Below are 21,642 nucleotides of genomic sequence, written 5' to 3'. Positions count from 1 at the left end.
ATGTTCCAGCAAGAGACCGGCAGCCCGTCTGCCCCCACCGCAACGGCCGGCGCCGTGCCATCGGCCGCGCACGAGCACCCCAACCAGTTCGCCCTGCTGGGCCAGCGGCGCTTTGCGCCGTTCTTCTGGACGCAGTTCTCGGGGGCGGCCAACGACAACCTGTTCAAGTTCGCGCTCACCGTGATGGTGACCTACCAGCTCAGCGTCTCCTGGCTGCCTTCGGCCATGGCGGGGCTGGTGATCGGGGCGCTGTTCATCCTGCCGTTCCTGCTGTTCTCGGCCACCTCGGGCCAGCTGACGGACAAGTGGGACAAGACCCGCATGTTCCGCCTGGTCAAGAACCTGGAGATCGCCATCATGGCGCTGGCCGCCTGGGGCTTCATCCAGGCCAATGTGCCCTTGCTGCTGGGCTGCGTCTTCCTGATGGGCCTGCACTCCACGCTGTTCGGCCCCGTGAAATTCGCCTACCTGCCCCAGGTGCTCAGCGAGCGCGAGCTGACGGGCGGCAACGGCATGGTGGAGATGGGCACCTTCGTGGCCATCTTGCTGGGCAACGTGGCCGGCGGCCTGCTGGTGGCCGTGCCCGAGGTCGGCCATCTGCAGGTGGCCGTGGCCTGCCTGGCGCTGGCGGTGATCGGGCGGATCTTTGCGCAGTTCATCCCCAATGCGCCGGCCACCGACCCGCACCTGGTCATCAACTGGAACCCCTTCACCGAAACCTGGCGCAACCTGCAGCTGGCCCGCGAGCAGCCCGCCGTGTTCCGCTCGCTGCTGGGCATCAGCTGGATGTGGTTCTTCGGCGCCGTGTTCCTCGCCCAGTTCCCCAGCTTTGCCAAGGAGGTGCTGCATGGCGACGAGCATGTGGCCTCGCTGCTGCTGGTGGTGTTCTCGGTGGGCATCGGCACGGGCTCGCTGCTGTGCGAGGTGTTCAGCCGCCGCCATGTGGAGATCGGCCTGGTGCCGCTGGGCGCCATCGGCATGAGCGTGTTCGCCGTGGACCTGTTCTTTGCCTCGCGCGCGCTGCCGGCTTCCGAGCTGATGGGCGTGGGTGCCTTTTTTGCCCAGCCCGCGCACTGGCGCGTGATGGCCGACCTGGGCATGCTGGCCCTGTCGGCCGGCATCTACAGCGTGCCCATGTACGCGCTGATCCAGATGCGCAGCCAGCCCACGCACCGCGCGCGCATCATCGCGGCCAACAACATCCTCAACGCGCTGTTCATGATCGCCTCCAGCGTGCTGGCCGGCGCGCTGCTGGCCGCAGGTTTCAGCATTCCCCAGGTGTTCCTGATCACGGGCATTGCCAATGCCGTGGTGGCTGCCTACATCTTCTTGCTGGTGCCCGAGTACCTGCTGCGCTTCGTGGCCTGGGTGGCCTCGCGCTTCGTGTACCGCTTCAAGGTGCAGGGCGACGAGCACATTCCGGCCACCGGCGCGGCCATCCTGGCCTGCAACCATGTGAGCTTTGTCGATGCCGTGCTGCTCATGGCCGCCAGCCCCCGGCCCATCTACTTCCTGATGGACCACCGCATCTTCCGCGTGCCCGTGCTGGGCTGGCTGTTCCGCCTGGCCAAGGCCATTCCGGTCGCGCCCCAGAAGGAAGATCCCGCCACCTACGAGGCTGCGTTCGAGCGCGCCGCCCAGGTGCTGCGCGAGGGCGACCTGCTGGCCATCTTCCCCGAGGGCGGCATCACGCGCGACGGGCAGCTGCAGGAGTTCCGAGGCGGCATCATGAAGATCATCGAGCGTGCCCAGGCCGATGGCCTGCAGGTGCCCGTGGTCCCCATGGCGCTGACCAATCTCTGGGGCTCGTACTTCAGCCGCATCGAGCAGGGCGGCGCCATGGTGCGTCCCTTCCGCCGTGGCCTGTTCAACCGCGTGGGCCTGAACGTGGGCCAGCCCATGGCCCAGGCCGAGGTGCAGCCCGCGCTGCTGCGCGAGCGCGTGCAGCGGCTGCTGGCGGCCTAAGAGGGGTTCTGTTCCTCCACCGTGAAGCTCAGGCCGGCATTGGCCTTGAGCCTGGCGATGAGCGCGTTGCCCATGGCGGGCGCCGTGGTCCAGATGCCGCCGGGCGTGTCCGGGGCGTCCTGCAGCAGGCAGACGGCTGCCTCGGTGATCATCTTGGACGTGGAGCCGTAGCCCGGATCGCGGTCGCCCTTGACGCCCACGCGCAGGCTGTGGCCGGCCGTGTCGGTGCCGATGAACAGCACGTCGTAGAAGCCCGATTCACGCTCTTTGCGCGATGGCCCCTCGCCAGGCTTGGGGCCGTCGTCCGCGCCCAGCGACTTGTCGGCCGCCACGGCGTTGGCCAGGGCCTCGCCCTTTTCGCCCGCGCCTGTGACCATCATCTCGTCGTAGACAAAGTCGGCGCCATAGGCATGGCCCAGCAGAAAGTTGGAGCGGTGCACGTTGCGCGTGTTGATGGCCGCCATCACGAAGGGCGCCACCCACAGGCCCAGCACCTCGTCCACCATGGGCTTGCTGCCCGAGGGCTGGCGCGGGCCCTCGAAACCCGGCGTGAGCGAGAACGGATTGCGCAGCAGATCCAGCACGCCCGGCTGGGCGGCGGCCGCCGCCATGGTGGCCTTGAGGCTGGCGGCCGTGCCGCCCGAGAAGGTGCCCTTCATCTTGCGCACCCGGCCCCGCACGCGCTGGGCGGGCTGGCCGAAGCGGGCCTGCATCTCTCGCTGCAGCATGAACACGCCCAGGTCGAAGGGAATGGAATCGAAGCCGCAGGAGAACACGATGCGCGCGCCGCTGGCCCGGGCTGCGGCCTCGTGGGCATCGATCATCTGGCGCATCCACGCTGGCTCGCCGCACAGGTCCACATAGTCCACGCCGGCGCGGGCGCAGGCGGCCACTAGTTCGTTGCCGTAGAGCTGGTAGGGGCCCACCGTGGTCAGCACCAGGCGGGCCTGCTCCATCAGCGCCTGCAGGCTTGCGGGATTGCCGGTGTCGGTCACCACCAGCGGGGTATCGGCGGGCGCGCCCAGCTCGTCGCGCACGGCCGCGAGCTTGGCGGCATTGCGCCCGCCCATGGCCCAGCGCAGGCCGCTGCCTGCGGGGTAGCGCCTGAGCAGGTACTCCACCACCAGCCGGCCCGTGAAGCCGGTGGCGCCGTGGACGACGAGGTCAAAGGGTTTGGTCATGGGAGATCTCCATCAATCAGCGTGGCGAACGTGCGATTGCCCGCTGCACTGCAGCCGGGGTGGGCGCATTGTCTGTGGCGCGCCGCAGGGTTCCTGTCGCCCAGGTGCCGTGCCCGATGTCCTGTGTGCTGGTGTCACATGCAGGAACTTTTTGGGGTGTAAACAACAGTCAAAAACTTGAAAAGTACCGTTTGAAGATACTCGATGGCCTGTGTCTGGCCACTGTTACGGTTGAATGCAGACACGCAAGTTACGTCTGGGCACCATGCGTCCCGTGTTCAACCAATGCCCTTGAGGGGCACCTCGGCAAATGTCCTCTTCTCCCATCGTCGTTCAGCGTGATACCCGGGCCTGGCAACTGCAGGTGTGGGTGTCGTTCGGCATTGCGGTCTCGCTGTGCGCCATCGGCCTGGCATGGCTGCCCGGCGAGCAGCTGGAGCAGGCCTTCATGGTGATGGGCTATGTGTTCTGCCTCTCGGCCGCCTTCGTGCTGGCCAAGTTCGTGCGGGACAACGAGGGCGGCCGCAGCGGCGCAGGCGACACGCCCATGTGGAAGCTGGTGGTCTGGGGCGGCTTTGCCGTGTCCATGGCGCTGACCGGCTGGGGGCTGGTGAGCATGGACATCAACGTGACCTACAAGGCCTTCCTGGGCGTGAGCTGGCTCTATCTCATCACCACCGCCTTCACGCTGGCCAAGATGCTGCGTGACCGCCACGAGGCCGACCTGGCGCAGGCCCGCATGCATGGCCGCCGCGAGGCCGCGCAACCGGCCGACGCCGAGTGATGTCCACCCCTTCCCCGCATTTCCAGGAGTCCAAGCAATGATGGTCAACCAATCCGTTTTCACGCGCCTGCCGCGTGCCCTGCTGGCCGCTGGTGCGCTGTGCGCAGCCCTGGCCATGGCGCCTGCCCATGCGCAAAGCGAGGCCTCGGTGGCGCTGTCCATGCTGCCCGTGGCCTCCGTGGTGGGCACGGCTTCGGTGGCTTCGGCGGCCGCTGGCGCCGTGGTGGCCGTGCCTGCCGCTTTGTCGGTGGGCGGCGCGGTGCTGACAGTGAAGGCAGTGCAGGCCTCGGCCACGGGCACGGTCTACCTGCTGGAGCGTGCCTCCGACGGCGCCCAGGCCAGCGTGGAAGTGGTGGGGCGAGGCGCCTCCGCCTCGGCTTACGCCGTGGGCACGGTGCTGACCTGCAGCGTGATCGGCACGGGCGTCATCATCTCGGCGGCCGGCAAGGTGCTGGCCTTCATCCCCAACGAGATGGGCAAGGCCCTGCTGCACAACGAACGCCTGTGATGCCCGCCATGAAACCGCCGCTTTCTCCTTCCCCTGCAGCCCGTGCCGCCTGCCTGGGTCTGCTGCTGGCCGCCGCGCTGGGCACGGCCCATGCAGGGCGCAGCTGCGAGGACAAGCCCCTCACGCCCCAGTCCCTGCAAAAGGGGCTGGACCTTGCCCAGCGCACATCCCAGGCGCTGGATGCCGAGTACGCGAAGAACGGCACCCGTGTCGTGCTGCTGGCGCGCGTGGGCCAGGACCTGAGCAAGTACGACCTGCACTACTCGCACTACGGCTGGGCCTACAGGACCCCCGAAGGCCCCTGGCGCGTGGCGCACAAGCTCAACGAATGCGGCACGGCCGGCGGCCATGTCTACCGCCAGGGCCTGGGCGAGTTCTTCCTGGACGACCTGTGGCGCTACGAGGCCGGCGTTCAGGTGCCCACGCCCGCCGTGCAGCAGGCGCTGTGGACCTTTCTGACCCAGCCCCAGACCGTGCTGCGCCTGCAGCACGAGCCCTACAGCATGGTCAGCTATGCCTGGGGCCAGCGCTACCAGCAGTCCAACCAGTGGGCCACCGAAACCCTGGCCGCCGCCATGGAGCCGGCCACGGTGCAGCGGCGCCAGCAGGCCCAGGCCTGGCTGCAGTTCAAGGGCTACGAGCCGGGCGTGCTGGTCATCCGCGCGCTGTCGCGGCTGGGCGGGCGCGTGACGGCCGCCAACATCGCCTTCGACGACCATCCCAACGACAAGCGCTATGCCAGCCGCATAGAGACCGTGACCGTGGAGTCGGTGACGCAGTGGCTGCAGCGCAGCCAGCTGGCGGGTCCGGTGCGCGTGCTGCCCTGAGCCGGACCGGCTCTTCCTCCGCCTGCGGTCTTCCTCGGCCGCAGGCCACTGAAACAGGAGTTTCCCCATGAGCAAGGCCCTGCGTCTGCCCGAGAAATGGTTCCGCCGAGGCCTGTGGCTGGTGGCGGTGGTGTTCGCGTCCTTCCTCATCGGCCTGGGCGGCCTGGTGGTGGGCGACCTGCCCCAGGTCGAGTCGCCGCGCACGGTGGAGGACTTCATCGCGCCCGAGGCGGCCGAGCCCGTGAAGGCCGAGATCAAGGCCGCCGATGCCGACCACGACAAGGCGGAAACGGCGCTGGAGAACGCACGGCTCAAGTACCAGGCCGCGCAGTCGCGCTACCGCTCGGCGCGCGAGACCTTCGACAACTGGGTGGCCACGCGCCGTGCCACCGCCCGGCCCGAGCAGGACAGCGAACTGCTGTCGCGCACCCAGGCGCTCGATGCCATCAAGCAGGAAGAGAACACCGCCCGCGCCTCCGTGGAGCGGCTGCAGGATACGAGCCTGCGGGCGCGGCAGCGCCTGGACGCGGCCAACCGCCAATGGGACGATCTGCGCGACGGGGCCATGGAATCCTGGCGCACGGAGATGCGCGCCGTCGAGCTGCGTGTCTTTCTCTACCGCCTGGCGCTGACCCTGCCGCTGCTGCTGGCGGCCGGCTGGCTGTTCGCCAAACAGCGCAAGAGCACCTGGTGGCCCTTCGTCTGGGGATTCATCTTCTTTGCGCTGTTCGCTTTCTTCGTTGAACTTGTGCCGTACCTGCCCGACTACGGCGGCTACGTGCGCTATGTGGTCGGTATCGTGGTGACGGTGCTGCTGGGGCGCGCGGCCATCCTGGGCCTGAACCGCTATCTTGAAAGGCAAAAGCAGCAGGAATCGCTGCCGGAGACGCAGCGGCGCCAGGAACTGGGCTACGACGTGGCCCTGGCCCGCCTGGCCAAGGGCGTGTGCCCGGGCTGCGAGCGCCCCGTGGATCTGAAGGACGGCGCCATCGACTTCTGTCCCCACTGCGGCATCGGCCTGTTCGACCGCTGCGGCAGCTGCAACACCCGCAAGAGCGCCTTTGTACGCTTTTGCCACAGCTGCGGCGCCCAGGCCGATGGCCACAGCAGAAAGGCGGGTGCGGTGCTGCCCCGGGCGCAGGAGCCCGGGCCGGCGCCAGGCTGAGCCGGCCTGGCCGTCAGGGGCTCCAAGCCCCTTGAAGCTGCACGGGGTTGTGGTACACCATGGCTTGCGCGCTCGGCCGGGGCGCAGATGTCTTCAGCGAGGATGCCATGTCACGCCAGCTGCCGTATCCCCCACAACACACGCCAGCGCAACCCGCCCACCCACCGGCCGGCGGGTCCGCCCATGTCCTTCCCCTTGCGGCCTGGGCCGTGGGGGCGGCCCTTCTGGCAGGTCATGTGCTGGCGGGCCCTTCTTCATGGAAAGCATGGGCGGCCTACGCCGCGCTGTCGGCATTGGCCGGCATGGCCTGGATCTGGCGCTGCCATGCAGCCGGCTTGCCGCTGACCCGGACGCTGCGCGGCCATGGCTGGATACAGGCCACGATGGCCTTGCTGCTGGCGGCATGGCAGCCGACCCTGGCCTGGGCTTGTGCCCTGCTGTGGCTGGCGGCCGTCGCCTGGCTGCCCTGGGATGGCGAGCGCGAGCAGGCGCTGCATCTGCCCACGGGCCAGGTGGTGGTGCTGTGCGCCATGCTGGCCATGCTCTGCGCCGTGGTGGTGGCCAGGCCCATGCCGCAGATGGCGCCGGGCCCGGTCGCCGTGCGCATCCTGTGGCTGGCCAGCGTGCTGCTGCCGCTGGCCGTGCATGCGCTGGCGCTGTGGCAGGCGCTGAGCCGCATGCAGCGCCAGTACACCGAGGAGCTGGCGCAGCTGTCGAGCTATTGCGGCCAACTGGCCGACGATGTGCAGCAGTTGCAAAAACGCGTGGGCTCGCTGCAATTGCCCACGGGGCGCGACACACTCACCGGCGTGGCCAATTACGCGCGTTTGATGGATGTGGTCGATGGCCTGCGCGAACGCCATGCCCGCAAGCCCGAGCCGTTTTGCGTGGTGCTGCTGGAGCTGGACCCGTGGGTGGAGCGCGTGGGTGTTCACCAGGCCTACAAGGGCCCCTCGCTGCAGGACCGCGTGCTGCTCATGCTCAGCGGCCTGCTGGTCACGCATCTGCGCACCGTGGACGGCATAGGCCGCTACCGCGACGACACCTTCATGCTGGTGATGCCCGATACCGCCTCGGTCCAGGCCGTCTGGGCCCTGCAGCGCGTGCGCGAGGGTGTGCGCCAGCAGCGCTGGAGCGAAACGCCCATCCCCGATCCCGACAAGGACCCGCTGACCCTGACCCTGGCCGTGGCGGAGTTCCAGGCGGGCGAGACCTCGGAGCGGCTGGTGCAGCGGGCCGAGGCAGCCCTGTTGCATGGCCGCGCCTGCGGGCGCAACCAGATCGTGGTGGCCGAGGATGTGCGGCCGCCGCGCGCGTCCTAGACGCACAGCCTGCGATAGGGCCTGTTCATCCCCTGCGGGGGAGCGCGCTCCTCGGGATTTCCCGGATGCGGTCACAATGGGCGCCCATCGGGGCCGCCGGCCCGCCGCGCTTCATTGCATGCCCGTGCTTTCCTCCATTTCCCGGAATCTTCCCGACCGCCTCCTTTGGGGGCCGAAGCCGGCGTCACCGCTGGTGGACGAGGCGCTGCACCTGGAGCGCTGGAAACGCCGCACCTGGCAGCTGCACATCTCCGTGCTGCTCAGCCATCTCTATGCGCTGCTGCTGTTCCTGGGCCATGCATGGGCCGGCTACGCGCCCTGGCCCGTGGTGCTGGGCTATGGACTGTGGGTGGCGGCCGGCATGGGCTTCATCACCTGGGCCTATGCCAGCGACTGGTGCCACAAGCTGCGCGATCCGGGCATGTTCCTCACGCACCAGCTGGTGTCCATCATCGGCGTGCTGGGCATGGTCATGGCGGCACCCGCGCTGGCGTTCCAGTCGATGGTGATGCTGATCGCCTTCAGCGCCGACGGTTTTCTCGCACGCAGCCGCACCAGCTTCTGGCTGACGTGGATAGGCACCCTCGTTGCCGTGGCCGCCATCATCTGCTGGCGGGGTCCGCTGATGCGCATGACCACGGACACGGCTGCGGGCCAGCTGCTGGCCTTCGGCGTGGTGCTGGGGGCCGTGGTGCGCTGCAGCGTGCAGGCGACCTTCTTTCGCAGCATGCAGTACCGGCTGGGCATCGCCAATGACAAGCTGGCCGCTGCGCTGGCGCAGATCGAGGCCCTGCTGCGCCATGACGACCTGACCGGCGTCAGCAATCGGCGCGGCGTGATGGAGCGGCTGCACGAAGTGCGCACCGCCGCCCAGGAGCGTGGCGAGGTGCTGTGCGTGGCGTTGCTGGACATAGATCACTTCAAGCGCATCAACGACAGCTTTGGCCATGAAGGCGGCGATCGCGTGTTGCGCGCTTTCGGCGCGCTGCTGAAGTCGCAGCTGCGCAGTACAGATGGCGTGGGCCGCTATGGCGGCGAGGAATTCCTGCTGGTGCTGCCGGACACCGGCCTTGCCCAGGCCGGCGAATTGCTGGAGCGCCTGCGCCTGCGCATTGCCGAGGCTCCGTGGACGCACACCCTGGGCGATGGCGCCCGCGTCACCTGCACGCTGGGCGCGGCGCAGTACCGCACGGGCGAATCGGTGGAGGCCACCATCGCGCGCGCCGATGCGGCCCTGTACCGAGGCAAGGCCCAGGGCCGCAACTGCACGGTGCTGGAGCCGCAACAGGCCCCGCAGGTCTTGAGCGGCGCCCCGGCCCCCCGGACTGATGCCGGAATGCCTGACCGCTTGTGAGTGCAGCTCACGACGAGTGACAGAAAACATCGTTATTCATGCGCACCGATCGTCCATAGCATCGGCATCCATGCTCGGAATGGACAAGGGTGCAAATATGAACCAATGGTTCGCTGAAATCGCCGGCAACGGGCCCGAGGGCGCTGGCATCGTGGTGTCTGCGCAAGGCTGGGATAGGCATCTGCAGTCCGGCCCCCGCCAGTTGCAGGCCGGCCCGCTCCGCGCCGAACTGGCCGACGGCGGCCTGCGCAATGTCCGCTATGGCGGCGTCGACATCCTGCGCTCCATGGCCTTTGTGGCGCGCGACGGACAGGGTGACCGCTGTGTGTATGGCGCGGGCGAACTGAGCCTGCGCGAGCGGGCCGGCCGCTTCGAGGCCTTCTACGAAACGGTGGTGGACTGCGAGGAGCTGAGCCTGGCCTGGCGCGTGCGCATCGTGGGTTCGGCGCGCGGACTGAGCTTCACGTGCTGGGCGCGAGCCCAGGGGGATGTCGACGGCGGCCTGCAGCGGGGCCTGCGCGCCGGGCGGGCGGGCCTGGAGCTGGTGTATCCGCTCAAGGTCCTGGCTGGCCGGCCCGTGCATGTCCAGCATGTCGATGGCAGCGCCGAAACCACCGTGCTGCCCGAGCCCGATGCGCTGCAGCGCCTGTCGCAGCTGTCTGGCATCGCCCATGTGCCCGCACCGGGCCTGCAGGTGGATTGCCGCCTGGAAGGCGCCGAGTTCGAGATGCTGGGCCAGCGCTGTGGCGGCAAGGCCTTTTTCCGGCTGCAGCCGCGCGCGTTGTCTCCTTCGCCCTCCTACCCGTTGACCCGGGGCCGGACCCTGGTGCAGATGGCCGGCCTCTCGTTTGTCTCGCCCGGCGCCCTGCAGTAGCACCGCAAGCAGCGCCTGGCCAGGCCTGGCCGGGTCAGCCTGTGCCTTGCAGGCGGGCGGCCTGCACGGTGGCCTCCAGCAGCTTTCTCTCCCTTTGCAGGTGGGCGGTGAACTGGGCTTGCTCCATGACCATGGGCTTGAAGCCGGCCTCGGCCAGCTTGCGCACCAGTTCCGGCTCGGCCAGCACGGCGGCGGTCTCCCGGGCCAGGCGCTCTGCAATGCGGGCATCGGTGCGGGCTGGCAGCAGCAGGCCTTGCCAGGCTTCGACATCGAACGCCTGCCAGACCGCCGTGTCCGACAGGCTGGGTGTCTGCGGCAAGGTGGCGGCCCGCTGGCGCGATGTCACCCCCAGGCCGCGCAGCTTGCCCTCGCGCACGAAGGACTGGACCAGGGCCACGGGCAGCACGGCCAGGTCGATCTGCCCGCCTGCCAGCTCGGTCAGCGCCTGCGGGCCGGATTTGTAGGGCACATGCGTCCATGACAGGCCGGCCTGCTGCTGGAGCATTTCGGCCGTCAGGTGCAGGCTGGTGCCCACGCCGTCGGTGCCCACGGTCAGCCGGCCCGGTTGCTGGCGTGACAGCTGCACCAGCTCGGCCGCCGTGGCGGCCGGCAGGTCGGGGCGGCCTGCCAGCACGAAGGCCGAAGAGGCCACGGGCGCCACGGGCAGCAGCTCCCTGAGGCCGTCATAGCGAAAGCGTTCTGGCGAGACCAGCGGCGCGATCAGCACGCAGCTGGCCACGCCAAACAGCACGGTGTGCCCGTCGGGCCGGGCCTTGATGACACGCTGGGTGGCGATGGTGCCCGAGGCGCCCACCGTGTTCTCTATGACCACGGGCTGGTGCAGCCGCTCGGCCAGCCTCGGCATGACCAGGCGTGCGGCCACGTCCACGCTGCCGCCTGGCGAAAAGGGCACCACCACGGTCAGCGGCTGGCTGGGCCAGGCGTCGGCCCCAGCCGTGGAGGCGCGGGCTGCCGGCGAAAGCCAGGGCGCGCCCAGCATCCAGGCCGCCAGTTGCCTGCGGTTGAGGCTCATGCCAGCCTCCCGGCAGCGCCCAGCCAGGGCAGCTGGTCCGCGTGGTAGCGCCAGGTCTGGAACACGCTGTTGAGCCGGCCGGGGCCGGTGCGGCGCGCTGCGGCATCGGGATACTCGGCGAACCAGGGCAGGATGTATTCCCAGACCACTTCCCCCGCAGGCGTGACCTCGAAGAGCCGGCCCGTGGCCGATTCGGTGATGTGGGTGTTGCCGTTCCACAGGCGCTGGGCATTGCCCATGAAGGCGGTGTAGAAGGCGTTGACCATCTCGTCCTGGTAGCTCCAGACCACGCGGTGGTCGGCCGGATCGATCTCCACCACGCGCGAGAAGGCCACGTGGGCGCCTTCGCGGAAGTTGCCGTTGTCGAAGGCCAGGATGTGGCCGTTGTCCAGCGCCACGGGCGCATGCTGGTGCGAGACCACGGAAGGCGGAATGTGCAGCGTCACCGCGCCGCTGGCCTTGTCCACGGCGATGATGCCGGAGGTGGTGCGCAGGCTCATGAGCACGCTGCCGTCGGCCCTCACGCCCAGCCCGTTGACCAGCGGCCAGTGGTATCGGCCAAAGCCCGGGTGGATGGGGAAATCCTCGGGCTTCAGGTGCTCCCAGGCCTTCCACTCCCAGACCAGGCGGCCGCTGCGGTCCACCTCGCGGATCACGTCGCCGTACATCACCTCGCCGGCTCCGTGCGCGGTGCCGCCGGGCACGCGTTCGGCAAAGCCCGCAGGCACGGGCGCGCAGGCGGCGTAGAGCAGATGGCCGTTGGGCAGCCATTGCGCGTCATGGTGGTGGTCCGGGTCCTCGTGGCGCCAGACGATCTCGCCCTGCGGCGTGACCTCGTAGAAATCGCCGCCATGCCACATGGACCATGGCGCATAGCGATCGGGCGAGCGGGGGTGGTTGCCGTTGTAGCCCAGGTTGCCGTTGGGCAGGATCACGGCATGGCGGCCCGCGCGCACGGGCAGCTTCCATTCATGGGCCACGCGGCCCTCGATGTCCACCAGGTAGACATGGCCGTCGGCCGTCTGCGGCGCGATCAGGGTGTAGCCGCCGGCCGAAAGGGCGGGGTCGTGGGCGATGAGTCCGACGCCGCGGCGGCGCTGGGTGACTTGGTCTACGGTGCTTGCCATGGGCTGCTTTCAAAGGAGGGCGGGGAATGAGCGCCACTGTAGGCAGTCGCAAGCGTCAGGAATAGCTGTTTGTTTTGGATGAGGTGTCAGATAAAAATTTACACTCCGCGCCATGCCCGCAATCTCCCAGGCCTTTCGCTGTTTCGACGAGGTGGCGCGCCGTGGCTCGGTGCGCAAGGCCGCCGTCACGCTGCACCTGACGGCGGCGGCCGTGAACCAGCAGATCCTCAACCTGGAGGCCCAGGTCGGCGTGCCGCTGTTCGACCGCCTGCCGCGCGGCATGCAGCTGACAACGGCCGGGGAGCTGATGCTGGCGGCCGTGCGGCGCAGCCAGCGTGACTTCGACAACGCGCTGGCCCAGGTGGAGGACCTGCGCGCCCTGCGCCGGGGCCATGTGCGCGTGGGCGTGTCCCATGCCACGGCCGAGTACCTGCTGCCGCTGGTGATCTCCAGCCTGCATGCACGCTATCCGGGCATCACCTTCAGCGTGCGTTCGGGCACGGGCGAGGAACTGCTGCGCGGCGTGGCGCAGGGCGAGATCGATGTGGCCTATTGCCTGCGCCGCCCGCCGCCGCCCGGCGTGCAGGAGGTGCGGGCCTGGCCCCAGCCGCTGGGCGCGGTGATGGCCCCCGGCCATCCGCTGGCCACCGAGCCGCGCCTGCTGCGCCTGCGCGATTGCGTGGCCTATCCGCTGATCCTGATGGCGCCGGGCATGGAGCTGCGCAGCATGCTGGAGCAGATGGACAGCGCAGCCCTGCACCAGCAGCGGCCGCTGGTGGAGACCAGCTCCGTGCCCATGGTGCGGCGCCTGGTGGCCGGCAGCACGGCCCTGGGATTCCTGGTGCCCGACAACGTGGCCGAGGATGTGGCGGCCGGCCGCCTGCTCTGGCGGCCCCTGCACGATGCAGGAGCACAGCTGCCAAGCTGTCTGTACCAGCGCATCGGCTACACCAGGGCGGCCGCCATGCGCCTGTTTCTGGACGAGCTGGAGCGCGTGGCCGACGAGATGCGCGCCGGCTTCGAGACCGGCGTGTCCTGGTCGCTCAAGGATATGGCGACCTGAGCGGCCCTGGCCACCTGAGTGACCTGAACGATCGGCTGCGGGGCGTCAGACGCCGCGAGCGCGCTCGGCCTTGAAGCGCGCACGCATTTCGCTGAAGTTGCCGGCCTCCAGCGCATTGCGCACTTCCTGCATCAGGTTCAGGTAGTAGTGCAGGTTGTGGATGGTGGTGAGCATGGGGCCCAGCATCTCGCCGCAGCGGTCCAGATGGTGCAGGTAGGCGCGCGAGAAGCCGTCGCGTCCGCCTTGCTCCCAGCTCACGCCGCTGGCACCGGCGCAGGCGTGGCAGGTGCAGCTGGGGTCCAGCGGCTGGTGGTCGGTCTTGTGGCGGGCATTGCGGATCTTCAGGTCGCCATAGCGCGTGAAGATGGTGCCGTTGCGCGCATTGCGCGTGGGCATGACGCAGTCGAACATGTCCACGCCGTCGGCCACGCCCTGCACCAGGTCCTCGGGCGTGCCCACGCCCATCAGGTAGCGCGGCTTGTGGGCCGGCAGGCGGTGGGGCGTGTGGGCCATGATGGCCAGCATTTCGTCCTTGGGCTCGCCCACCGAGACGCCGCCCACGGCGTAGCCGGGGAAGTCCATCTCGACCAGGGCCTGCAGCGATTCCTCGCGCAGGTTCTCGTACATGCCGCCCTGCACGATGCCGAACAGCGCGTTGGGGTTGCCCAGGCGCTGGAATTCGTCGCTGGAGCGCTTGGCCCAGCGGCGGCTCATCTCCATGCTCTTGCGTGCCTCGGCCTCGGTGGTCTTGTGGCCGTTGGTCTCGTAGGGCGTGCATTCGTCCAGCTGCATGACGATGTCCGAGTTCAGGATTGTCTGGATCTGCATGCTGACTTCGGGCGACATGAACAGCTTGTCGCCATTGACGGGGCTGGCGAAGTGCACGCCTTCCTCGGTGATCTTGCGCATGGCGCCCAGGCTCCAGACCTGAAAGCCCCCCGAGTCGGTGAGGATGGGCTTGTCCCACTTCTCGAAGCCGTGCAGGCCGCCGAAGCTCTGCATGATGTCCAGCCCCGGGCGCATCCACAGGTGGAAGGTGTTGCCCAGGATGATCTGCGCGCCCATCTCCTGCAGGCTGCGCGGCATCACGCCCTTGACGGTGCCATAGGTGCCCACGGGCATGAAGATGGGTGTCTGCACCACGCCGTGGTTGAGCGTGAGCTGGCCGCGGCGCGCGTGGCTGGAGGGATCGGTCTTGAGCAGGTCGAATTGCAGCATAGCCCTCCATTGTCCCAGATGGCCGCATGCGCGTGTCGGACGCGCCGCGACTGTCCCCGGAGCCCGTCCGGCTTAGCCGGCCCGCGTCTACACTGGGATGGTTGCGATTCGCCAGCTACAAAAAAGGAGGTCTGCATGCTGAAGATCATGATTGCCGTCGACGGGTCCGAGCCCTCGCTGGATGCCGTGCACCACGCCATCTCCCTGGTGCGCCAGGGCCTTCAGGCGCATTTCGTGCTGGCCCATGTGCAGCAGGAGGCCTCGCTGTTCGAGCTGGCCACGCAGGACTCGGACATGATCGCCGCCGCCAGCGTGGACGCCGGCATGCACCTGGTGGCGCCGGCCGTGGCCCTGGTGCGGGCGGCCGGCATTTCCTACGAGGTGGAGATCGGCCTGGGCGAGCCCGCCGCCGCGCTGGCCGACATTGCCGAGAGCACGGGCTGCGAGCAGATCATCATCGGCGCGCTGGGCCAGGGCGGCCTGCGGCGCGTGCTGATCGGCTCGGTCTCGCGCGAGGTGGCGCGCAACAGCCGGCTGCCGGTGACCATCGTCAAGCATGCCGAGCCGCGCGATGAAGATGAGGAGCAGGACCTGAGTCCCGAGTGAGGCCGCGCCGGGCAGGCGCGCGGGCCTTCAGGCAGCCCGCCGCTGCTGGCCCTGATGGCTCTGGTGCCGGCCTGCATGGGCGCCGTAAGCTCCGTAGGCGCCGTGGGCACCATGAGCGTGCGCATGCGCGTGGGGCTGCAGCTTGCCGTGCGGCAGGCTGGCCAGGCGCTGGAACATGCGGCGGCAATAGCCGCGTATGCCCAGGCATTTGTTGATCTCATCCACCGGCAGGGGCCCGGAGACCACGACGATGCTGTCGGCCTGGTCCCAGTCGCCGGCCGCGCGCAGCCGCCGGCGCATGCACAGCGCCCAGGCATGGATGCGCGTGGGCGAGCCATGCTCATGGACCTGGCCCGTGACCAGGTCGAAGGCAATGGCCACCAGCTCGGTCCTGAGCCGGCAGCGGCGCTCGCCCGTGATGGCACTGGGCGTCTCGCGCATGTCGTACAGGCAGTAACTGCCGGCCTTGAGCTGGTATTGCAAATCCATGGCGGACCTCCGCGGTTCGTTCTGGGGCGGGTTCCGGGCCTGCCTGAAAAGGCCCGGGGCATCGGCGCATTCTGACGCATGGCCCCGGCCGCTGGCAATGCAGCCAGCGGGGCGGGGCTTCCCCGCGAAGGGCAAGCGGCAAAGCGTGCCCGCGAGGGCCGGCCTTCTAGAAGTCCAGAAGGCTGAAGCCCACGCTGAGCACGGTGCGCTTGTAGTTGTAATCGATCAGGCTGTCACCGTATCCGCTGAAAAGCTGGACATGCAGGCGCAAATTGCTCTTGCCACCGTTCCATCCTTCGCCTAGGGTGCGCAGCCATTCGACGCGGCCGGAGCCGCGGCCCTGGCCCAGCGAGCCGCGCGCAGTGAAGCCCAGATAGTTCTGCGCATTGACGTTCCAGCCCAGTTTCACCTCGCCCCGGCCTATGTAGTCCTGGATGCGCGGGTTGTCGTCGTGCTCGGCGCTTTCGCGGATGCGCTGCCAGGCTTTGGCGTGCAGCTGCCAGCGGTTGTCCAGCTCGAAGCCGGTCATCAGATACCAGCGGTTCCAGCTGCGCGACAGCGGATCGCTCTGGCCGTTGGACTGGTGCACCAGTCCCACGCCGCTGTAGCGCCAGCGCCAGCCGAAGGGCAGCCGGGCATCGGTGGGGTAGACGTAGAAGATCTCGGGCTCGTGGTCCGTGTTGCGGAAGGGCCGCGAGATGGCGGGGCTGAACAGCTGCCAGTACGACTGCTGGGTGTAGCCGACCCACAGCGAGTCCTTGCCCGCCGAGGTGCTGCCGGTCAGCAGGCCCTGGGCGACCTTGGTGCGCACCGACAGCTGCACGCGCATTTCCTCGGTCTTGTAGGGCTGCGACTGCGCAGGGTCCTTGCCGGGCGTGGTGGGCTGCCGGTTGACATGGTCGGCCGTCACCACGGACACGGACATGGGCCGGTAGCCGCGGAAGCTGAAGGTGCCGCAGTCGCTGCCCGGTTCCAGCTCGAAGTAGCGCGACAGCTCGCTGTAGCGCGGGTCGCGGCAGCCGCCGTTGGTGGGGGTGGTGGGCAGCGCCAGGCCCTGGCCGCTGTCGGCCGTCACCACGGGGGCGGGCGTGGGCAGGGCGCCAGGATCGGCTGCGGCGCTGGCGGCCGGAGCACTCCAGCCGGTGGCCGGCGGCGCGGTCAGCGGTTGCTGCTGCTGTGCCCAGGTGTCGAAGCAGGCCAGGCGAGACTGGTTGTCCGTGGTGGCGGCGCACTGGCGCCAGGCGTCCTCGGACAGGGGGCGGGGCGCGGTCTGCGCCTGGGCGCCGAGCCAGGGCGTGGCGCCCAGGCCCATGGCCAGGGCCCACTGCAGGGGTGTCGGCGTGCGGCTTGGGCGCTTGCGGCGATCCAGGTGTGGAGGATTCGTCATGGCAGGGGTCCGGTGATGGAAGGAGCGAAGAGTAAGGGGTAATGAGTGAAGAGGCAGCAGGGGCTCGTGTGCAGGCTCGGGGGCCGGTCAGGGCGCGAGCTTGCGCAGCACGAAGGGCCGGGGCGCGGCATCCTCGCCTTCGAGGTAGTTGCCGCGGATCTCGCGGGCGCAGCTGCCTTCGACGACATCGCCCAGCCAGGTGGCGGTGATGCGCTTGCCGTCGGCGCTTTCTTCCAGCGTGATGTGGTCATCGGCCACGTCGCCGACCATGGGCCGGGTGTCTGCGCCGCGCGCGATCGTGCCCTTGACGTTGCCCTTCCACTGGGGGTGCGGTCCCAGCTGCAGGCGCACGGGCTGGGCCTGGCCTTCGACCGTGCCGGTCCATTCGCCCTGCAGCTGGCTGTCCTTCATTTCCTCGCCCTCGGGGCATGAGAGAGGGGGCTGTGCGGAGGCTGTGCGGGCGGCCTTGGGTGCGGCCTTGGCCTGGGCGGTGGGCTGCAAGGCGGTGCTGGAGCAGGCGGCGGTCACGGCCACCAGCGCCAGGCTGAGAACGGGGCGGTAAAAACGCATGCGGTGTCTTTCGGGGAATCAGGAGTCGGCGGGCGTGGACTGCTGTGCCTTGAGCGCGAACTCGGCGCGCAGCTGGCGCAGCTTCTCGCGCGGGTCTTCGCGCGAGGTGGCGGCGTCCAGGCCCATTTCCTTGATGAAGCGGCTGGGCAGGGTGGAGACCATCTCGCGGCCCTTCTTGCGGCGCTTGGTCCAGCTCACGGCCAGCGATCGCCGGGCGCGCGTGATGCCCACGTACATGAGGCGGCGCTCTTCCTGCAGGCGCTGGGCGGTCTCGTCGCTGACCTTTTGCTGGCGGCCATCGTCGTCGTCGAGCTTGAAGGGCAGCATGCCCTCGGTCACGCCGACCAGCATCACATGCGGCCACTCCAGGCCCTTGGAGGCGTGCAGCGTGGACAGGATGACCATGTCCTGCTCCTTCTCGCGCTCGCTGATGGTGGACAGCAGGGCGATGTTGCGCGCCACCTCCAGCAGGCTCTTGACCTCGGTGTGCGTGGTCGTTCCCGCCGCATCCTCGATCTGGCCGCCGGCGCGCTGGGCCATCCAGTCGCAGAACTCCAGCACGTTGCTCCATCGCGCTGCGGCCACCGATTCGCTGTCCTCGCTGTCGTAGAGGTACTGCTCGTAGCCGATCTCCTTGAGCCAGTCGAGCATGAAGCCGCGCGACTGCTCGGCGCCCAGCGTGTGGCGCGCGCGGTATTCGAGGTCGTTGATGTAGCGGCCGAACTCCAGCAGGCTGTCATGCGCCTTCTTGGGCAGGGCCGCTTCCAGCATGTGCGCGAACAGGGCGCCGAACATGCTGAGCTTGTGCTGCGAGGAAAACTCGCCCAGCTTGCCCAGCGTGGTGTGGCCTATGCCGCGCTTGGGCGTGCCGATGGCGCGCAGGAAGGCGGGGTCGTCGTCGTTGTTGATCCACAGCCGGAACCAGGCGCACAGGTCCTTGATCTCGGCGCGGTCGAAGAAGCTGGTGCCGCCCGAGACCTTGTAGGGAATGTTGGCCTTGCGCAAGGCCTTCTCGAAGGGCTTGGCCTGGTGGTTGGCGCGGTAGAGGATGGCGAAATCCTTCCAGTCCGGCGGCGGGTTGCTGGCCGCGCGCAGGCTCTGGATGCGGGCCACGGCGCGCTCAGCCTCGTGCTCCTCGGTGTCGCAGTCCACGATGCGCACGGGCTCGCCTTCGCCCAGCTCCGAGAACAGCGTCTTCGGATAGAGCTTGGGGTTGGGCTGGATCACGTTGTTGGCCGCACGCAGGATGGCCGAGGTGGAGCGGTAGTTCTGCTCCAGCTTGATCACCTTGAGCTGCGGGAACTCCACCGGCAGCTTCTTGAGGTTGTCCAGCGTGGCGCCGCGCCAGCCGTAGATGCTCTGGTCGTCGTCGCCCACGGCCGTGAAGTGGGCCCGGCTGCCCACCAGCAGCTTGAGCAGCTCGTACTGCGTGGCGTTGGTGTCCTGGTATTCGTCCACCAGCACATGGCCCAGCAGGCGCTGCCATTTCTCGCGCACCTCGGCGTGGTTCTTGAGCAGGCGCATGGGCATGCCGATCAGGTCGTCGAAGTCCACGCTCTGGTAGGCGGTCAGGCGCTCTTCGTAGCGCTGCATGATCAGCGCCGTGCTGCGTTCGTTGTCGTCCTGGGCCATGGCCAGGGCCTTGCGGCTGTCCCAGCCGGCGTTCTTCCAGTTGCTGATGGTCCATTGCCACTGGCGCGCCGTGGCCAGGTCGGTGGTGCCGCCCGAGCAGTCCTTGAGGATGCCCGTCACGTCGTCGGCATCCAGGATGCTGAACTGGGGCTTGAGGCCCAGCACATGGCCGTCCTCGCGCACCATGCGCACGCCCAGGGCGTGGAAGGTGCAGACCAGCACATCCTTGGCCTGTCGGCCGATGAGGCCGGCCGCGCGCTCGCGCATTTCGGCCGCTGCCTTGTTGGTGAAGGTGATGGCTGCGATGCGCCGTGGCGCCATGCCCGTCTCGATCAGGCGTCCGATCTTGTGCGTGATCACGCGTGTCTTGCCCGAGCCCGCGCCGGCCAGGACCAGGCAGGGGCCTTCGGTGTAGTGGACGGCCTGGAGCTGGGCCAGATTGAGTCCTGCGGACATGGGTGCGTTGCGCGGGGAAAGGCGTGAAAGTGAGGGAAGCGGGAGCATACCGCTTCGGGGGTCGGGGCCGTCCGGGCAGGTGTAAGCACCCTTGGAATTCGGCGACAAATCTCGCGACCCGCTGGGAGCTGTCTGTGGCTGTACAGCCACCGATAGAAAAGTTCACATTGATGGGTGTGATCGTTGAGCGAAAACTATCGAAAATATCAGTGCTCGCCTATATTTGCTCCAGGCGACCTCAATCTGTTCATTTCCCGCTGCTATCCGGGGAGGCGTTGAAGTTGGCTCGCACTACCGATGAGATTGGCCTGGCTGCCGAGCTGTGGTCGCCGCTGCTCAAGCAGCGTTTTGAGACATTGTTTGCCGTGGCGTCCCGCAAGTCGCTGCGCGGCTGGCGGCAGGTGCCCCTGGTCAGCGCCCAGGTGCTGGTGGTGGACGGCAGCCTGCCCGTGCCCGAGGCGGCCGGATGGCTGCCTTGCGTGGTCTATGTGGGCGGTGTGCCCCAGGGGCAGCACCTGGAACGCACGCCCCAGCGTCTGGCCACCTATCTGGATCTGGATTTCACGCTCTCCGACCTGATCGACATGCTGGACCGGGCCGCCGTCTTTCTCATGGACTGGACGGTGCGCCAGCAGGTGGCGTCCTCGCAGACCCTGGTGCGCGCCCTGGATGACCTTCGGCAGCAGGCTGAGGGCTGCCGCTACCAATTCCGGCTCAAGGCATGGGTGGCGCTGCCCGCGCCCTGGAACAGTGCCGAATCCCTGCGGGCCCTGGCCATGCTGTGCCGTGGCCCGATGGATGTGGCCACACTGTGCGAGCACAGCGGCATGGCGCCTGCCGCCGTGGCCGAGCTGCTGCGCCACCCCCGGCTGCGCGGCACGCTCGATTGCAGCCTGAGGCCGGCCCGTGCGGACGATCCGACGCCGCTGGGCGGCCACCGCGCGCAGGCGCACGGGGCTGCCACTGCCGTGGCGCCAGGCCTGTCGCGCCAGTGGGTGCAGCGGCTGACCGGCTGGATACGCCGCGGAGGGCAGGCATGAGCATGTGGATGAGCGACCAGCCCGGTGCGGGATTGGTGCGGGTGAGCCTGATCGGCCCCATGGGCATCGGCAAGACCACGGCGCTGCGCAGCCTGTGCGGAGCGCTGATGGCCGCAACGGATGTGCCCAATCTCGACCGGGCCGCCCATTCCAAGGAGTTCACCACCGTGGGCGCGGAGTTCGGCGAGATCGATCTGGGCGAGGGAATGCGGCTGCAACTGGTGGGCAGCCCGGGCCAGGACCGCTTCGACTTCGTGCGCCGCTGGGTGCTCAATGCTTCGGTGGGCGTGCTGCTGATGGTGGATGTGGGCGATGCCTCGGCGCCGGACTATGCCGCGCAGCTCCTGTCCGAGATCGCCACCCTGGAGGTCGAACCCCAGGTGCTTCTGCTCAGTTGCCGTGACGCCAGCGAACAACAGCAGGAGGCGTTCAGCACCGCCTTGGCCGATCGAGGTCGCGGTATAGTGCCTGTCATCCAGGCGGACCCCCGTGACCGGCAGCAGTTGCTGGATGCGCTGGGGGTGCTCGTTTCCTTGCTTTCCTTGCAAAGTCAGGCATGAAGACACCAACGCATCCCCAGATTTCCTCCACCGTGATCGAAGCTGGCCAAGTTGCACTCAATCGCGTGGTGGCGCCTCTCGAGGGCGTGCATATCGCCTTGCTGTGCACGCCCGATGGTTTCGAGATCACGGCCCTGCGGGTCAAGAGCGAGCTGCCGACGGAGCGCCTGTCTGCCATGGCGGGCTCGCTGATGGCCATGGCAAAGGCCGTGGCCGCCGAGATAGGCCACAAGTCCTGCCACCGCCTGACCTTCGAGACCGAACTGGGTACCGTCCTTTTCCAGGCCGTGGGCGGCAGCCACCCGGCCATCCTGTGCATGGTGGTCGATCAAAGCGCCCTGCTGGGACGTGCGCTGTGGGCCGCGGGCGAAGTGGCCGGCGATCTGTCCCGTCTCTGACCCCCGTATCCGATTCAAGAGTTTTCTCCCCCGAGGAGCGGGCGCGATGAGTCCATCGCATCGCCTGCCCTTGCTATTTGAAA

Annotated in this window: 21 protein-coding genes; 13 read left to right on the top strand and 8 right to left on the bottom strand. The window is 68.5% G+C overall.

Annotated elements, in window-relative coordinates; all coding sequences use genetic code 11:
- Positions 1 to 1,965 (top strand): MFS transporter, encoded by a 1,965-nt coding sequence (locus AC5I49_RS15895; protein ID WP_392416351.1) that lies wholly within the window; start codon positions 1 to 3, stop codon positions 1,963 to 1,965.
- Here AC5I49_RS15895 and AC5I49_RS15890 read toward each other — a convergent pair.
- A complete protein-coding gene (locus tag AC5I49_RS15890; protein ID WP_392451287.1) occupies positions 1,962 to 3,146 on the bottom strand; it encodes a saccharopine dehydrogenase family protein in 1,185 nt (394 codons plus the stop codon). The two genes, AC5I49_RS15895 and AC5I49_RS15890, sit on opposite strands and share 4 nt — an antisense overlap.
- Before the next feature lie 310 nt (positions 3,147 to 3,456).
- On the opposite strand from AC5I49_RS15890, the gene AC5I49_RS15885 reads away from it, so the two are divergent.
- The 7 genes from AC5I49_RS15885 (at position 3,457) to AC5I49_RS15855 (ending at position 9,980) form a co-directional block, all read left to right on the top strand.
- A complete protein-coding gene (locus AC5I49_RS15885; RefSeq protein WP_012202471.1) occupies positions 3,457 to 3,930 on the top strand; it encodes a YiaA/YiaB family inner membrane protein in 474 nt (157 codons plus the stop codon).
- A 37-nt stretch (positions 3,931 to 3,967) separates the two neighbouring features.
- Positions 3,968 to 4,438, top strand: coding sequence for a hypothetical protein (locus tag AC5I49_RS15880; RefSeq protein WP_016450357.1), 471 nt, complete (start codon positions 3,968 to 3,970; stop codon positions 4,436 to 4,438).
- An 8-nt stretch (positions 4,439 to 4,446) separates the two neighbouring features.
- Positions 4,447 to 5,265: a DUF2145 domain-containing protein gene (locus AC5I49_RS15875; RefSeq protein ID WP_026062678.1), complete on the top strand. Its 819-nt coding sequence runs from the start codon at positions 4,447 to 4,449 to the stop codon at positions 5,263 to 5,265.
- 67 nt (positions 5,266 to 5,332) lie between these two features.
- Entirely contained in the window at positions 5,333 to 6,430 is a 1,098-nt protein-coding gene (locus AC5I49_RS15870; RefSeq protein WP_017406530.1) for a zinc ribbon domain-containing protein, read from the top strand.
- A gap of 302 nt (positions 6,431 to 6,732) precedes the next feature.
- Complete coding sequence (locus AC5I49_RS15865) at positions 6,733 to 7,752, top strand: GGDEF domain-containing protein (RefSeq protein WP_227472683.1); 1,020 nt, start codon at positions 6,733 to 6,735, stop codon at positions 7,750 to 7,752.
- Positions 7,753 to 7,945: 193 nt separating this feature from the next.
- Positions 7,946 to 9,106 carry a GGDEF domain-containing protein gene (locus AC5I49_RS15860; protein WP_244160491.1) on the top strand — a complete coding sequence of 387 codons (1,161 nt, stop codon included), beginning with the start codon at positions 7,946 to 7,948 and terminating at the stop codon, positions 9,104 to 9,106.
- Positions 9,107 to 9,203: 97 nt separating this feature from the next.
- Entirely contained in the window at positions 9,204 to 9,980 is a 777-nt protein-coding gene (locus AC5I49_RS15855) for a D-apionate lactonase family protein (RefSeq protein WP_227472682.1), read from the top strand.
- 34 nt (positions 9,981 to 10,014) lie between these two features.
- On the opposite strand, the gene AC5I49_RS15850 is transcribed toward AC5I49_RS15855, so the two are convergent.
- Together AC5I49_RS15850 and AC5I49_RS15845 are read right to left on the bottom strand one after the other, a co-directional pair.
- Positions 10,015 to 11,013: a Bug family tripartite tricarboxylate transporter substrate binding protein gene (locus tag AC5I49_RS15850; RefSeq protein ID WP_016454503.1), complete on the bottom strand. Its 999-nt coding sequence runs from the start codon at positions 11,011 to 11,013 to the stop codon at positions 10,015 to 10,017.
- On the bottom strand, positions 11,010 to 12,140 hold the full coding sequence (locus AC5I49_RS15845; RefSeq protein WP_016450364.1) for an aryl-sulfate sulfotransferase: 1,131 nt from the start codon (positions 12,138 to 12,140) through the stop codon (positions 11,010 to 11,012). Before AC5I49_RS15845 ends, AC5I49_RS15850 begins: the two co-directional genes overlap by 4 nt.
- A gap of 112 nt (positions 12,141 to 12,252) precedes the next feature.
- On the opposite strand from AC5I49_RS15845, the gene AC5I49_RS15840 reads away from it, so the two are divergent.
- On the top strand, positions 12,253 to 13,203 hold the full coding sequence (locus tag AC5I49_RS15840; RefSeq protein WP_016450365.1) for a LysR family transcriptional regulator: 951 nt from the start codon (positions 12,253 to 12,255) through the stop codon (positions 13,201 to 13,203).
- Positions 13,204 to 13,248: 45 nt separating this feature from the next.
- On the opposite strand, the gene tgt is transcribed toward AC5I49_RS15840, so the two are convergent.
- A complete protein-coding gene (tgt, locus tag AC5I49_RS15835; protein WP_046988757.1) occupies positions 13,249 to 14,421 on the bottom strand; it encodes a tRNA guanosine(34) transglycosylase Tgt in 1,173 nt (390 codons plus the stop codon).
- 135 nt (positions 14,422 to 14,556) lie between these two features.
- Here tgt and AC5I49_RS15830 point away from each other — a divergent pair, with 135 nt between their 5' ends.
- Positions 14,557 to 15,027: a universal stress protein gene (locus tag AC5I49_RS15830; RefSeq protein ID WP_016450367.1), complete on the top strand. Its 471-nt coding sequence runs from the start codon at positions 14,557 to 14,559 to the stop codon at positions 15,025 to 15,027.
- Positions 15,028 to 15,054: 27 nt separating this feature from the next.
- Here the strand turns inward: AC5I49_RS15830 and AC5I49_RS15825 are convergent, their stop codons facing one another.
- From AC5I49_RS15825 to AC5I49_RS15810, 4 genes are all read right to left on the bottom strand, one after another.
- Complete coding sequence (locus AC5I49_RS15825) at positions 15,055 to 15,516, bottom strand: hypothetical protein (protein WP_160855432.1); 462 nt, start codon at positions 15,514 to 15,516, stop codon at positions 15,055 to 15,057.
- Positions 15,517 to 15,682: 166 nt separating this feature from the next.
- Complete coding sequence (locus tag AC5I49_RS15820; RefSeq protein ID WP_047219272.1) at positions 15,683 to 16,903, bottom strand: phospholipase A; 1,221 nt, start codon at positions 16,901 to 16,903, stop codon at positions 15,683 to 15,685.
- 87 nt (positions 16,904 to 16,990) lie between these two features.
- Positions 16,991 to 17,473, bottom strand: coding sequence for a hypothetical protein (locus tag AC5I49_RS15815; protein WP_279494062.1), 483 nt, complete (start codon positions 17,471 to 17,473; stop codon positions 16,991 to 16,993).
- Positions 17,474 to 17,491: 18 nt separating this feature from the next.
- Positions 17,492 to 19,561: an ATP-dependent helicase gene (locus AC5I49_RS15810; RefSeq protein ID WP_016450371.1), complete on the bottom strand. Its 2,070-nt coding sequence runs from the start codon at positions 19,559 to 19,561 to the stop codon at positions 17,492 to 17,494.
- Positions 19,562 to 19,842: 281 nt separating this feature from the next.
- On the opposite strand from AC5I49_RS15810, the gene AC5I49_RS15805 reads away from it, so the two are divergent.
- Genes AC5I49_RS15805 through AC5I49_RS15795 form a run of 3 tightly spaced genes read left to right on the top strand, consistent with a single transcriptional unit; the run spans position 19,843 to position 21,559 of the window.
- Positions 19,843 to 20,601: a hypothetical protein gene (locus AC5I49_RS15805; RefSeq protein WP_016450372.1), complete on the top strand. Its 759-nt coding sequence runs from the start codon at positions 19,843 to 19,845 to the stop codon at positions 20,599 to 20,601.
- Complete coding sequence (locus tag AC5I49_RS15800) at positions 20,598 to 21,161, top strand: GTP-binding protein (RefSeq protein WP_016450373.1); 564 nt, start codon at positions 20,598 to 20,600, stop codon at positions 21,159 to 21,161. Before AC5I49_RS15805 ends, AC5I49_RS15800 begins: the two co-directional genes overlap by 4 nt.
- The gene (locus AC5I49_RS15795) at positions 21,158 to 21,559 is read left to right on the top strand and encodes a roadblock/LC7 domain-containing protein (protein ID WP_016450374.1); all 402 of its coding nucleotides are present in this window, start codon (positions 21,158 to 21,160) and stop codon (positions 21,557 to 21,559) included. The genes AC5I49_RS15800 and AC5I49_RS15795 overlap by 4 nt, the downstream gene beginning before the upstream one ends.
- The last annotated feature ends 83 nt before the right edge of the window (positions 21,560 to 21,642 follow it).

Source organism: Delftia sp., from assembly GCF_059499305.1.
The sequence above is the reverse complement of the archived record's forward strand: the minus strand, read 5'-3'. Positions and strand labels throughout refer to the sequence as shown.